The organism is Simkania sp. (assembly GCF_965215465.1).
Lineage (GTDB): Bacteria > Chlamydiota > Chlamydiia > Chlamydiales > Simkaniaceae > Simkania.
On the sequence record NZ_OZ244056.1, the window covers coordinates 602,942 to 615,226 of the forward strand.

Below are 12,285 nucleotides of genomic sequence, written 5' to 3' on the forward strand. Positions count from 1 at the left end.
TTACATTCTGGTGCATGTTCACTATATATAAATTTTTTTGTACCTATATGAAATTATGCAAGTCGGAATCATCGGAATCAATCACTTTTCTTCTTCTCTTTCCCAAAGGGAAAAAGTAGCGAAAGTATGTCGCGAACTTTTTATTGCTAAACAAATCTCTTTTCCCATCCATTATGTGTTACTTTCTACTTGTAATCGAACAGAGCTATACTTTTCCGCTCCCAACTTAGCACATGCACATAGCGAAATTTTAGGACTATTGCGTGATGAGATCCAAGATCCTTTTGATCAAAGTCTCTACTCGTTTTTTGGCATCGATTGTTTTCTTCACTTAGGGCGGGTGATTTCGGGAATGGACAGTTTGATTTTTGGTGAAAGTGATATTCAACGCCAGGTGAAAGTCTCGTATGAATCTGCTCGCGTGAAGCGCACACTCACTCCATCTTTACATTACATGTTTCAAAAAGGACTAAAGATTGGGAAAGAGATGCGAACGGCAGTGCTGCCGACGCAAGCGCGATTACCTGCAACCATTTACTCGCTACTTGATTGTCTCAAGCCCGGCAAACAAAAAATTCTCTTTATTGGAAACTCTGTGATCAACCGTGCTGTCATGTCCTATTTTTTAAGTAAAGGAGATGCCGATCTCTCTCTTTGCACGCGAACAGACAAAACACCATTTACCTCTGTTCAACTTCAAAAGTGGGATGTAACAAAACAATGGTTTGAGTATGACGCAGTGATTTCAGGCACGTATCATGAAGAGTATATCATCCAAGGCCCATCTCCAAAAAGTGAGGTAGCGTTATTTGATTTAGGGGTTCCACGTAACATCGATCCTGCTCTTGCGCGATCACCTCAGATGCGACTGTACAACATCGATGACCTCGGTCAAATGGCAAACCAATCTAAAAAGACCAGTGAAAAAGAAATCCAGCTATGCGAAACTATGCTCGAAAAAATTGTTCATAGACAAGTGGATCTGTTTCATCGCAAACAGCAATCCCGATGGAGATACGTATCCGCATGCGAAAAGCTTTCCATTTTGCCCTAATTCTTCTCTTGCTACCCAGCTTGCTTTGCGCCTTCACGAATCCCGATGAGGATGAAGCAAATGTTGTCGTCCTTCCAAGCACAGCCGTACTCAACCAAGACTTTTTTGCTTACGGAAAAACAGTCGAAGTATCTGGAACCGTCAACGGTGATGTCTATGTTTTTGGGGGGCAGGTTTTCATTGATGGAGTGGTCAATGGGGATGTTTTAGTTGCAGGTGGAAGCGTCGAAATTTCCGGAAAGGTTTCGAAAGATGTGAGGCTTTTAAGTGGACAGGCTTCAATTTCGGGAACAGTTGGGCGCAATGTCACTGCTGTGACTGCAACGATTGAACTAGCTCCCTCTGCAAAAGTGGGGCGCAATATTGTTGTGGTTTCCGGGAATGTCGATCTCGAGTCTGTTGTGGCAAATAATGCCCGCGTCTATGCTTCAAACTTGCGTGTTTCCGATGGAATCGGGGGAAAGCTTTATGCCTATGTTGGTTCGATGCGCATCACCTCAAAAGCAAACATTCAAGGCGATGTCGAGTATTGGAGTAATAAGAATGCGGTCATCGATCCTCATGCAAAAATTGGTGGCGATCTGGTTCATCACCCCTCGTTTTTCTATAGCGTTTTTCACGGCAAGATTTTTAAAAGTCTCAAGATCGGTTCAAAATTTGCCGCACTCGTGATGAACTTTTTCTACACTCTTGTGATCGCCCTCATCATGATGCGCTACTTTCCCCAGCGGGTTCGAGGAGCTGTCGATGCGCTCAATCACAAAATCTTTCCCTCGCTCTTAGCAGGAGTTGTGATCGTCGTCATCTTGCCCCTTCTATTTTTAGCGCTTCTCATCACGATTGTTGGGGTTCCTTTTGCTTTGACTTTACTTGCCATTAACGTGATTAGTTTTTACACGGCAAAGATTTTCACAATCGTCTGGCTTGCCAAACACATCTTCCGACACTTTGACTTTAACAAGCACCGTCGGCTTTACTTTGCTTTTGCTCTCATTATTTACTACATCCTGACACTCATTCCCTATGTAGGAACGCTTGTTTCCGTTGCAGCCCTACTCCTTGGTTTAGGAGGGCTTGTTTTGGGTAAGATGGATCAAGGGGAAGAGAAAAAGGCTCCTATCTAAAACTTTTTCTCGAAACGTCCGCCGAAGAAGTAGCTTTTATACTGGCCGCTGAGTTCAGCAAAGGCTTCCAGAGTGAATGCAAAACATTTTTTGGTGCTAAATTTAATCGCTGCTTTTGGAGCGACAAACTGAACGGCTTCATTTGTCGTGTCGACGCGGAAGCTTTTGTCTTGCCCTCGGAAGTGTGCGAGGATATCTCCATCACTAAGAGGGATTTTTACAATCCAGCTCAATCCTAGGTAAGGTGTCACACAGCGGGTTTTAAAGATGAAAACTTTGGCAAAGTAAGCTCCAAGTTCTGTTTGAAGCATGTTCGAAACTTGATCACTGACAACGAGGTTTAAACTATCGGCTCCACTTTCTTGAAACTGGTCTTGGTTGAGGTAGGAATAGTCAACACTTGCAAGAAGGCCGACTGGAGCAGAAAATTGCTCGAAGTCGTAATTAAGACCAAAGTGTGCCCCAAAAGTGAAAGCATTGTGGTCGCTTTTTGCGCTGCGAGAGATTGTCCGAGTGATATTTCCATCTCCGTAGTGGATTCTACGATCTAAGTCGTAAAAGTTACCCCCAAGAATGACTGCTGTATCAACTGCAAGATGGAAGGGGGCAAGGTAGGTGCCGTAAAGGCCTCCAAAGACGCTGTGGTAGTTTCCTCCACCAGAATCCTGATCGTAGTGAAGTTCGGTGTAAGAGTAGCCACCAAGAACTCCAATGAAAAAGTCTTGAATTCTTCGGTCATACCCTAGAACAAAGCCAATTTCATCTGAATCAAAGCCGCGGATGTGGTTGAGTTTTCCGTATTCATTCCAGTAGCCATAGGGTTCAAACCAAACGTGATTCAAGCTATCTCTACAAATTCCTGTAGGTGGACAGTTGTAATGAGTGAGATGGTTTGTCACCATTGAGAAGATAGCAGTGGTTTGGTTGAGGTTCATCCACTCGATACTGCCATAAAGTGCAGGGTTCAACTGATCGAGCGCTTTGCTAAGCTCTTCAGGCGAGAGAAAGGCAAGCGAGTTGACAACTAGAGATAAATCCGAATTGGGCGTTAAGGGAAACAAGCTGCAAATGTAGTCGAGGGTCTTTTTGGGATTTCCAGATTTTACGGAGTCTCTACTGATAAAATTAAATGGCTGCGCAGTTAAAACGAGTTGATTACTTGAATAGCCGAGTTTGAAAAGGGGTGTTCCGTAAGGAGAGTATGCCATTTTAATCGAGGAAAATTCACCGACAAGCCCTTTGTTTGCGGACAAGATTTCGAATTCAGTCCCTGCTTCAAAAGGTTTGTCAGGAGAACCAATTTGAAGTGTTCCATCGAGAAATGCCGTTCCGTTCACGTGGAGCATCGGAGTATCATCATAACCGAGTCTGACAAGATACGTTCCATCTGAACCTTGTGAATAATCACCTTTAACGTGCACCTCCCCATAGGAATTGGTCAAAACCCCTAAGTGGTTATTGACATCAGAAAGAGCTGTAGCCTCGCCTCCTAGAGTTCCTCCATGGAGAATAATAGGAGTTTCAACTGAACCATTAAGAAGAAGTGTGCCCTTTTTAACTTCTGTTTTGCCTGTGTAAGTGTTCGCGTCAGTGAGAGTCAATATTGCAGGTCCGTGTTTGATCAGGCCTCCGCTTTTATCACTTCCAAAGTCACTTTCGATTGGAGTTGGAACAGTCACATCTTGCTGGAGATCCCACGTGATTTTTCCTCCAGACATCATGAAGATGTCAGTTCCAAGTGTTTCACCTTCTACAAAACCTGTTCCGCCTTGAAGAGAACTACTTGTAAAACTTGTCTTGTCTTTAATGACCAGGTGTCCCTCTTTTTCAATGAAGATTGCACCACCCATTGCGGCACCGCCGCCACCAAGTCCGCCACTATTCGAGCCGCGGCCGCCAAAAATTCCTAAACCGCCGGTTCCACCATTCGGGCCGCCAGCACCACCGCCGCCGCCGAATCCACCGGTTCCACCAGCTCCGCCTTTACTATTGTGGTAGTCTCCACCACCGCCACCGTAGCCTCCTTTACCAGTAACTCCAGCAAATGAATCTCCGCCGCCACCACCGCCGAATCCGCCATTTCCGCCGGATCCTCCATGGGTATCAAGTCGTCCGCAGCCACCGCCGCCCATTCCATAGATTCCATCGGTTCCGCATGTGTCGATTGCACCCCCAATTCCTAAATCTTTTTTGGTAGAGCTGTGACCTCCGTTACCCCCTTTGACTCCAGAGCCATCATTACCACAGTCAACAAGGCCGCCACCGCCACCTCCTGAAAAGGAACCTGCATCGCCGCCATGTCCCAAAAGACCGCCGCCACCGCCACCGCCACCGCCATCTTGTCCGCTACCTCCTTTTGCGACAGCAGAGTCGATGGTTAAGTCACGAATAGTGATGGTATTGCCTTGTTCATGGCCAATGGCAAAAAAACCTCGAGCATGGTCAGAAGTTGCCTTAAGGGTGTGATGATTCCCATCGATTAAGATGGGAGCTTGAACAGGAGCAAGATTGGATTGAATATTCAACGGGTGAAGGGAGTCTGAGAAGTACATGTCCGCAGTGATTTTCACACTTGGAATTCTTCCATCGTTGACGTCTTTAATGGCAGCTTTGAGCTGGGCTTCATTGGTAGCTGTAGCAAACCCAGAAATCGTCAAAGTAAGCAGGGTCGCTAAGTTGAGAACTGTAATTTTTTTCATTCGCATTTGTTCGTGATATCGTTAGAAAGTCTACTAACCGGGAGGTTATGATTTTCTTTTATAGACCTCTGAAGTTTTTCTAGCAAGTGTTAATGCAACTTCTTGCCATTTGGGACAGTTGAATCAAAGGTTGCAAGAGAGATCGCTCCTGCTTCATCTTCAAACCCAACGAGTAGAAACTCTGATGTAAATCCGGCAATATTTTTCGTCCCGAGATTGACACAACCAATGATACGTTTGCCAACTAAACTTTCTGGAGTGTAGTTGATTGTAACTTGAGCGGAAGTTTGCTTTGTTCCAATTTCCAAGCCGAAGTCGACCCAAATTTTGTAAGCGGGCTTGCGCGCTTTTGGAAATGGCTCAGCTTTGATAATTGTTCCTGAGCGGAGTTCGACTTTTGCAAACTCTTCAAAAGAAATCTCCGGCTGCATGGTTAAACCTTATCGTGGAGTTGATCGATTTTCGGAGCAGGCAGTTTTTTTTGAGTACTTGGGGTTGTCGTTTTAGATTGAGGTGGGGTTGTCGCATGATATTCCTCTTCATCAACTTCATCAATGGCGGGAAGTTTTTCTTGAGTAGGGGATGGGACGTACAATTTTTGCGGACCTGCCCATGATTCAAGGTTTGCGGCTTCTATGCGTTTGCGATCTGGAAATGACACGTCTTTCCTTTGGTTTAAAATTCACATTGCCCAGGAACGCGGGGAAACGCGATGGCATCGCGGATGTTTTCGATTCCGGTGACAAATTGAACAAGCCGTTCAAAACCTAACCCAAATCCACCGTGAGGAACAGTTCCATATTTGCGGAGGTCGAGATACCAAGCGTAATCTTCGGGGGTGAGACCAATCGCTTCGATTTTTTTTGTCAAAATGTCATGCCGCTCTTCTCTTTGACTTCCGCCAATGATCTCACCAATCTTGGGCACGAGAACATCAAGGGCAGCAACGGTTTTACCATCGTCATTATCGCGCATGTAAAAGGCTTTGATCTCTTTGGGGTAGTCGGTCAGAATGACCGGTTTTTTGCAATGCTCTTCGGCAATGTAGCGCTCATGTTCTGACTGCAAATCAGAGCCCCATTCAACAGGGTATTCAAACGGTTTGTTTGATTTTTTCAAAATGTCGACAGCTTCGGTGTAAGTCATGCGAACAAAAGGTGAGTCATGGACGTGTTGCAAACGTTCAATGATTCCCTTATCGATAAATTGATTGAAGAATTGCATGTCTTGATCACAACTTAGAGCTTCTTCGATCAAGCATTTGAGATAGTCTTCCGCAAGGTTAGCAACAACATTTAAATCGGCAAAAGCCATTTCAGGCTCGATCATCCAAAACTCAGCCAGGTGGCGTGAAGTGTGCGAGTTTTCAGCTCGAAATGTTGGGCCGAAGGTATAAACATCAGAGAGTGCTGTTGCATAAGCTTCTGCATTGAGCTGACCAGAAACAGTTAAAAAAGCGGGTTTGGAAAAGAAGTCTTTTTTGTAATCGATCTTATCTTTGTCACGAGGAGGATTGTCTAAGTTGAGTGTGGTGATTTGAAAGAGTTCTCCTGCTCCTTCGCAGTCTGAAGCAGTGATGATAGGGGACTGGAGATAAACAAAGCCACGCTCTTGAAAAAATCGGTGAGTCGCATAGGCAAGACGGCTGCGCACGCGGGCAACGGCTCCTTGCGTGTTCGTCCTAGGTCGGAGATGGGCGATTGTTCGGAGGAAATCAAAAGAATGACGTTTTTTCTGGAGAGGGTAATCATTGGGGCAAACGCCGAAAATTTGAATCCCACTGACTTGGATTTCATACTTCTGCTTATTTCCGGGACTTTTGACAACTTCACCACTGATTGCTAGTGCAGCTCCTGTTGAAAGCTCTGCAATTGTTTTTTCATAGTCGGGAAGCTTGGCATCAGCAACAGCTTGGATGGTTGAAAAACATGAGCCATCACTGATTTCGATGAAGGCAAAAGACTTTTGGTCGCGCACTGTGCGAACCCAGCCACAGACAGTGACGTTTTTTCCAAGAATTGTAGATTCTTCAGCTTCTAAAATCGCCTTGATTTTGGTTTTATCCTGCAAACTCTCTAAGCAGGGCGATTTCGTCTTTCCACATTGTGTCTCCATGGGGCGTTTCCAAGTATTTAGGGATTTCACGTAATTTAGGATGTTGCATCATGGCCCGAAATCCTTCGGCACCAATTTCACCTTTTCCAAGCGATTCATGTCGATCCTTCCGCGATCCTTCAGGATGTTTGGAGTCGTTGACATGGATGGCCTGCAAATATTCGAGACCGACCACTTGGTCAAACTCTGCTAAGGTCTTTTCCCAGGCCTCTTGATTGCGGATATCGTACCCCGCACAGAAAATGTGACAGGTGTCAATGCATACACCAATTGGGAGCTTGTCTTTGACACCTTGAATGATGTGTGCGAGGTGTTGAAATTGGTGGCCGACGGAGGTGCCTTGACCTGCGGTGGCTTCGATCAGCAAAGTGAGATCAGAGCTTTGATCAAGTAGAGGCTCCATCTTAAGTAGGCTTTCGACAATGCGATTGAGGCAGTTTTCTTCTGTATCTCCAGTTGCAGCACCGGGATGAAAATTGAGAAAGCTCAGCTTCAAATCTAAGCATCGTTTGATTTCTGCTTCAAAGGCTTTTAAGCTTTTGGCTAAGTTGTCTTCTTTGGGCGATCCGAGATTGATGAGATAGCTGTCATGGCTCATTACCTTTTGAATATTGAGAGAATCGAGCGTTTCATGCCATCTAGCAATTTCTTCTTCGGGGATGGGGCGTCCGACCCATTGTTTTTGGTTCGCTGTGAAAATTTGAATGGTTGTGGCCCCGATTTGCTCTCCTCTTAGGAGGGCTTGATGAACCCCTCCACTAATCGAAGTATGGGCGCCAATGAGCAATTGATTCGCAGGCATCATGAATTTAAGCTGTTTTTTCGCATGAGATTAACTCAAACGGGCTACAGAAAGCAAGCATGCTTTCTGTAGCTTCAGTAGATTAGTGAGTGTGGGCTAAGAATTCGCAAACAAGGGCGATGTTGATTGGCAAGGGAAGCACAATCTGTTCGACTTGAGGAACTGAGAGAAGTTGCCCAGACATTTTTTTCTCATCTAGTGAAAGATACTCAGGAACTTCACGAGAAGTGTTTGCCACAGCATCTTTAACGACTTTCATGTTTTGTGACTTTTCTTTAATCGAAATGGTCATTCCTGGTTTCACTAGGAAAGAGCGGACATCGACTTTTTTGCCATCAACTAAAACATGTCCATGCGCCACTAGTTGGTGGGCTTGGAAGATTGTTGAAGCGAGTTTAAGCTTGTAAACGATGTTGTCTAAACGACACTCGAGACGCTCGAGAAGAAGGTGAGCGGTGTTGCCTTGTTTCTGAACAGATTCGTGGTAGTAACGAAGAAGCTGTTTATCAGTAAGCATTCCGTAAACGGCTTTGAGCTTTTGCTTTTCTTCTAGCTGAACACCGTAGTCCGACTTTTTGCGTCGTTTTGCTCCATGAACTCCAGGAGGATTAGGCTTGTGCAAGAGTGGGTTGCGTAAGCGTCCAAAAATGTTTACTCCAAAGCGTCTTGCAATGCGGTTTTTGGGGCCAGTATAGCGTGACATTCTTTCTCCTTATAACTCAGGCCAATTGTGAAACAAACCATCGTAATTCATCCAGGGAATTTTGGACAAGGGGAATTTCCTGCAGTGGGAAAGAGCGAAAAATATATAAGCCTTTGATAATCAGGATTATATAGATTTGATTATTTATTTGAAAATATGCTATAATCAGGTTGGGGAGCCAGGCATACAAGTAAGTGAGGATCAAATTGACATGAGTAAAATATCTTGGGAAGCCTTAGCTTTTGAAACAAGGGTCATAGCCCGTGATTTGATGAGAAGAAATTTTCTTGATATGAAGCTATTTTCTGAATATCAAGATATTGAAAATCAATTACTTAAACGGTTTCATCGCCTTTCAAAGCAGTCCAACCTGAGCGAAGAAGATGTCAAAAATCTCACAACGAAGTGTAACGAATCATTTCAGATCATTCGGGCTCGACTTGAGTATATGGACCCTGAGCGGCAGCTCGATGTTCAAAACAAATTCTATGCAGCTCAGAAAGAGCATCTTACTATTCGACTTAAAGAGCTTGAGAAGTGTCTTGAGGAAGGTCTCGGAGTCGATCCTAGGCACGATAATCTTATGACGCCGCACAATAAGGTGCGATTGCTTGAGAGTGAGATTGAAACGCTTAAAGGACGCCTTGCAGACATCGATCGTAAGCAAGCAGCCCTAGCTTGATTTATTTTTGCAACTGAGATAATCTGCTTTCCATGGATTATCTTGTACTCGCATTTTATCTCATTAAGCCTCTTGATGACCCGCACGCACTCGTGAAGGAGTTTAAGAAGTTTTTCGACGCGCACGACGTGTTGGGACGGATTTATATCAATGAAGAAGGAATCAATGCGCAAATGAGCGTTGCTGTGTCGGATTCTAGTGCCTTTTTCGATTGGTTTCTAGGAGATGAACGGTTCAATGATACCGATATCAAAATCCACCATCATCATGAACATGCATTCCCTAAAAAGACTGTAAAATACCGTGAACAATTGGTGGCGCTTGATCAAAAAGTGGACTATTCCAAAGGTGGCAAGCATACAACAGCTGCCGAGTGGAAGAAAATGCTCGATGAGCAGGACGAAAATACCGTCGTTCTCGATGTGCGCAATGGGTATGAATGGGAAGTTGGTCACTTTGAAGGTGCTGAAAAACCTGATTTTAAGACGTTTCGTGAGTTTCCAGACTCTGTAAAACAGCTGAAAAAGAAGTTCGATCCCAAAAAGACCCGTGTGCTCATGTATTGCACTGGAGGAATTCGGTGTGAGCTGTATTCGTGCTTGATGAAAGAGGAAGGATTTGATGAGGTTTATCAGCTAGAAGGCGGAGTGATCAAATATGGTCAGGAGGTCGGAAATGACCACTGGAAGGGAAATCTTTTCGTATTTGATGATCGGCTCGTGGTTCCCATTGCAGATGAACCAAATGAGACCATTGGTGAGTGTCGTCACTGTCAGACCAAGACCGATTCTTGTTACAATTGTGCCAATATGGATTGTAATGCACTCTTTTTGTGTTGCATCGAATGCAGCAAAAAGTTCCTAGGGTGTTGCTCTTCTCAGTGTATGGATGCTCCTCGTCGTCGAGAGGCGACACCTCAAGAGAAGCCCAAACCGTTCCGCAAGCTCCCCTTTGAAGAAAAGCAAAAATATCCCAGCTAGATTTAGTTTTACTCCTTAGATAGTGTCGTCACAAGTTGGTCAATCCTTAAACGACTCCTGGAGAAAATTTCGTCGTTGCTTTCCTTCGAAAGCCCGATTTGGGCTTCCTGTATCAGTCGCCTTGCACTTTTCTTCCATGAGCCGCTCCTTTATTGCCCATCTTGTGACGACACTATCTAATCGGTTTGTTTTTTCTTATCGATCAATTCGATCGCAGCGGCCTTCAAGGTCTTAAGTCCTTCTTCAAAGCCTACTTCCACGAGCAGCTGATCGAGGTAGTTCATTTCAGACTGAAGCTGATCGCATAAGGACTCGAGCTTCGCAATCTTCTTTAACAGTTTGTCTTGGTCCATGTTCCCCCTCTCAAGTTAATGAGATGTTTTCACTTATTCATATGCGGAAAATGTGCCAAACCTCGAAAAAAAATGAGTTTTTTTTCACTTCAATATGTCTGGAAAAAGGGGATGTGTTAAGTGAAAGATATGCAACAAGGTATCACCAGTTTATTGCGTCTCATGAGCGCTTCTTGGCTTTTCATTGGAGAAGGATCGGAAGCCGTTCAGCCTAAATCCGATCCTATTGAGGAAGGGGAAGACATGGAGACGATCTTTTCTGAAGACTTGTGAGGCAGGATCTTAGCCTAAACTCAAGTTTTTAGGTTTGTTCAAACTGTAAGAGATTCATTTTTAATTCCAGAGAGTAAGCGAAACCACCGATAGTTTTGTTTGCACTGATGACCCGGTGACAGGGAATCACGAGAGGGAAGGGGTTTCGGTTACAGACATTGCCGATCGCGCGGGCAGCATTGGAGTCGCCGACACTGCGTGCCACATCTTGATAGGATGCAGTAGATCCAAAGGAGATCTTTTGGATCGCTCGGAGCCCTTTCCGTGTAAAAGTTGAAAGGTTAGAGAGATCGAGAGGAAGCGGCGGTGGCTCTTGCTTTTTGAGGTAAGCTTGGATCCAATCGAGAATTTGGGTTTTTAGAGGAGACTTCCCGTAAATATTGCAGGAGAAGGTAGGAGATTCAAAGAGGGCAATGTGGGAGATGTTACCTTCGTTGAGGTAAAAGGAAACCCCGAATGAAGGGTTGGATGCCTCAATAGAGGCATCCAATAGAAGATTAGTCGAGTCGTCTTGCTCGATCATTCATAATTGCAATGTTTTCTTCTTGCTCAATCAGTTCGCGATAGCGATCTTTAGAGACAAGAGCATTGTTATAGAAGTAACGTGTTTTCGACATGCCATCAAAGTAGACAATGGAAGTGCCGTGTTTGAGTCCATCACACCACTGGGTTTCTTCGACGATGGTTTCTCCGTCGACAAAGTGGCGCTCAGTGCCGTTTTTCATGCCGTTGCGGTAGTTGACTTCAAGGTAACGGTAACCGTTTTGGAAGTAAGTTGCAGGACCGTGCAGGACGTTATGCCGATAGTTTTCACTAGAGATCGGCTCACCTGATGGTGCATAAACTTTTTTCTCACCGTGGATTTTTCCGCCTGAAAGTGAGACGATTGTATGAGGCACTCCATGCGGGTGGAAAGTTTCACGTAAGATGGGGTACCCGTTTTCGACGGTTTCCTTGGCGATGACCTTTTCGTGTTGATCGCGAGTGATACGAGTTCCAGATCCTTTTCTAACACGTTCTACGACTTCGTTGTTCTTGTTGTAGTACTCTCCTTCTAGGAGCTCACTGTTGTGGTATTCCTCAACACTAAGCGGCGTGCCCACAGCGTACCATTTCGTCACTTTGTTGTGAGAAGGGGACATGAAGACTTCTTCCTTGAAGGGGATTCCTCTCAAGGTGTAGGAGGTCTTTTTCACGAGGTTGCCGCGCTCGTAGATATTGAGTGATTCGGTTGAGTTAGAATGAGGGTAAGTGTAGGTCGTTGGCCCATGGAGCATTCCATCTTCATAAGAAGCGGTGACAGTGATCCCATTACGCATAGTCGTGATGACTTGTCCAGGATAAGTTGCTGTTTCCCACTCTTCTTTTGAAACATCGTAGCCGTATTTATGGATATAGCGTTTTGAGACGACCTGTTCGTCCTTGTCTTGATTTGAGTTATGACATCCCACCGTGAAGAGAGCGAGCACTGGGAGGAAATATGGGATTAACCTTTTCATA

Annotated in this window: 14 protein-coding genes; 5 read left to right on the forward strand and 9 right to left on the reverse strand. The window is 44.9% G+C overall.

The features are described 5' to 3' along the window. Positions 1–55 precede the first annotated feature (55 nt). Both ACOOFG_RS02760 and ACOOFG_RS02765 read left to right on the forward strand, forming a co-directional pair. Positions 56–1,054 carry a hypothetical protein gene (locus tag ACOOFG_RS02760; RefSeq protein ID WP_420422117.1) on the forward strand — a complete coding sequence of 333 codons (999 nt, stop codon included), beginning with the start codon at positions 56–58 and terminating at the stop codon, positions 1,052–1,054. Beyond that, complete coding sequence (locus tag ACOOFG_RS02765; protein WP_420422118.1) at positions 1,027–2,178, forward strand: hypothetical protein; 1,152 nt, start codon at positions 1,027–1,029, stop codon at positions 2,176–2,178. The genes ACOOFG_RS02760 and ACOOFG_RS02765 overlap by 28 nt, the downstream gene beginning before the upstream one ends. Here ACOOFG_RS02765 and ACOOFG_RS02770 read toward each other — a convergent pair. The 6 genes from ACOOFG_RS02770 to rpsD form a co-directional block, all read right to left on the reverse strand. After that, positions 2,175–4,877 (reverse strand): autotransporter domain-containing protein, encoded by a 2,703-nt coding sequence (locus tag ACOOFG_RS02770; protein ID WP_420422119.1) that lies wholly within the window; start codon positions 4,875–4,877, stop codon positions 2,175–2,177. The two genes, ACOOFG_RS02765 and ACOOFG_RS02770, sit on opposite strands and share 4 nt — an antisense overlap. Before the next feature lie 89 nt (positions 4,878–4,966). Further along, a complete protein-coding gene (locus tag ACOOFG_RS02775; protein WP_420422120.1) occupies positions 4,967–5,308 on the reverse strand; it encodes a tRNA-binding protein in 342 nt (113 codons plus the stop codon). Positions 5,309–5,310: 2 nt separating this feature from the next. Then, a complete protein-coding gene (locus tag ACOOFG_RS02780; protein ID WP_420422121.1) occupies positions 5,311–5,538 on the reverse strand; it encodes a hypothetical protein in 228 nt (75 codons plus the stop codon). Between the two features lie 14 nt (positions 5,539–5,552). Beyond that, positions 5,553–6,992: an asparagine--tRNA ligase gene (gene asnS / locus ACOOFG_RS02785; protein ID WP_420422122.1), complete on the reverse strand. Its 1,440-nt coding sequence runs from the start codon at positions 6,990–6,992 to the stop codon at positions 5,553–5,555. Further along, positions 6,937–7,797 carry a deoxyribonuclease IV gene (locus ACOOFG_RS02790; RefSeq protein ID WP_420422123.1) on the reverse strand — a complete coding sequence of 287 codons (861 nt, stop codon included), beginning with the start codon at positions 7,795–7,797 and terminating at the stop codon, positions 6,937–6,939. Before ACOOFG_RS02790 ends, asnS begins: the two co-directional genes overlap by 56 nt. Positions 7,798–7,876: 79 nt before the next feature. Beyond that, the gene (gene rpsD, locus ACOOFG_RS02795) at positions 7,877–8,497 is read right to left on the reverse strand and encodes a 30S ribosomal protein S4 (RefSeq protein WP_420422124.1); all 621 of its coding nucleotides are present in this window, start codon (positions 8,495–8,497) and stop codon (positions 7,877–7,879) included. Between the two features lie 211 nt (positions 8,498–8,708). Here rpsD and ACOOFG_RS02800 point away from each other — a divergent pair, with 211 nt between their 5' ends. Together ACOOFG_RS02800 and ACOOFG_RS02805 are read left to right on the forward strand one after the other, a co-directional pair. Beyond that, the gene (locus ACOOFG_RS02800; protein ID WP_420422125.1) at positions 8,709–9,179 is read left to right on the forward strand and encodes a hypothetical protein; all 471 of its coding nucleotides are present in this window, start codon (positions 8,709–8,711) and stop codon (positions 9,177–9,179) included. 32 nt (positions 9,180–9,211) lie between these two features. Further along, positions 9,212–10,159 (forward strand): rhodanese-related sulfurtransferase, encoded by a 948-nt coding sequence (locus tag ACOOFG_RS02805; protein WP_420422126.1) that lies wholly within the window; start codon positions 9,212–9,214, stop codon positions 10,157–10,159. Positions 10,160–10,335: 176 nt separating this feature from the next. On the opposite strand, the gene ACOOFG_RS02810 is transcribed toward ACOOFG_RS02805, so the two are convergent. Then, positions 10,336–10,512, reverse strand: coding sequence for a hypothetical protein (locus tag ACOOFG_RS02810; protein ID WP_420422127.1), 177 nt, complete (start codon positions 10,510–10,512; stop codon positions 10,336–10,338). Between the two features lie 120 nt (positions 10,513–10,632). Here ACOOFG_RS02810 and ACOOFG_RS02815 point away from each other — a divergent pair, with 120 nt between their 5' ends. After that, positions 10,633–10,785: a hypothetical protein gene (locus ACOOFG_RS02815; protein ID WP_420422128.1), complete on the forward strand. Its 153-nt coding sequence runs from the start codon at positions 10,633–10,635 to the stop codon at positions 10,783–10,785. Positions 10,786–10,813: 28 nt separating this feature from the next. Here ACOOFG_RS02815 and ACOOFG_RS02820 read toward each other — a convergent pair whose 3' ends face one another. Next, positions 10,814–11,308 (reverse strand): methylated-DNA--[protein]-cysteine S-methyltransferase, encoded by a 495-nt coding sequence (locus ACOOFG_RS02820; protein WP_420422129.1) that lies wholly within the window; start codon positions 11,306–11,308, stop codon positions 10,814–10,816. Next, a complete protein-coding gene (locus ACOOFG_RS02825; protein ID WP_420422130.1) occupies positions 11,283–12,284 on the reverse strand; it encodes a toxin-antitoxin system YwqK family antitoxin in 1,002 nt (333 codons plus the stop codon). The genes ACOOFG_RS02820 and ACOOFG_RS02825 overlap by 26 nt, the downstream gene beginning before the upstream one ends. Between the last annotated feature and the right edge of the window lies 1 nt (position 12,285).

Excerpts from the sequence above, each read along its gene's own strand:
- ACOOFG_RS02825 (WP_420422130.1), bottom strand. The coding sequence starts at position 12,284 with ATGAAAAGGTTAATCCCATATTTCCTCCCAGTGCTCGCTCTCTTCACG.
- ACOOFG_RS02810 (WP_420422127.1), bottom strand. The coding sequence starts at position 10,512 with ATGGACCAAGACAAACTGTTAAAGAAGATTGCGAAGCTCGAGTCCTTA.
- rpsD (WP_420422124.1), bottom strand. The coding sequence starts at position 8,497 with ATGTCACGCTATACTGGCCCCAAAAACCGCATTGCAAGACGCTTTGGA.
- asnS (WP_420422122.1), bottom strand. The coding sequence starts at position 6,992 with ATGGAGACACAATGTGGAAAGACGAAATCGCCCTGCTTAGAGAGTTTG.
- ACOOFG_RS02805 (WP_420422126.1), top strand. The coding sequence starts at position 9,212 with ATGGATTATCTTGTACTCGCATTTTATCTCATTAAGCCTCTTGATGAC.
- ACOOFG_RS02800 (WP_420422125.1), top strand. The coding sequence starts at position 8,709 with ATGAGTAAAATATCTTGGGAAGCCTTAGCTTTTGAAACAAGGGTCATA.
- ACOOFG_RS02820 (WP_420422129.1), bottom strand. The coding sequence starts at position 11,308 with ATGATCGAGCAAGACGACTCGACTAATCTTCTATTGGATGCCTCTATT.
- ACOOFG_RS02770 (WP_420422119.1), bottom strand. The coding sequence starts at position 4,877 with ATGAAAAAAATTACAGTTCTCAACTTAGCGACCCTGCTTACTTTGACG.
- ACOOFG_RS02765 (WP_420422118.1), top strand. The coding sequence starts at position 1,027 with ATGCGAAAAGCTTTCCATTTTGCCCTAATTCTTCTCTTGCTACCCAGC.
- ACOOFG_RS02790 (WP_420422123.1), bottom strand. The coding sequence starts at position 7,797 with ATGATGCCTGCGAATCAATTGCTCATTGGCGCCCATACTTCGATTAGT.
- ACOOFG_RS02760 (WP_420422117.1), top strand. The coding sequence starts at position 56 with ATGCAAGTCGGAATCATCGGAATCAATCACTTTTCTTCTTCTCTTTCC.
- ACOOFG_RS02775 (WP_420422120.1), bottom strand. The coding sequence starts at position 5,308 with ATGCAGCCGGAGATTTCTTTTGAAGAGTTTGCAAAAGTCGAACTCCGC.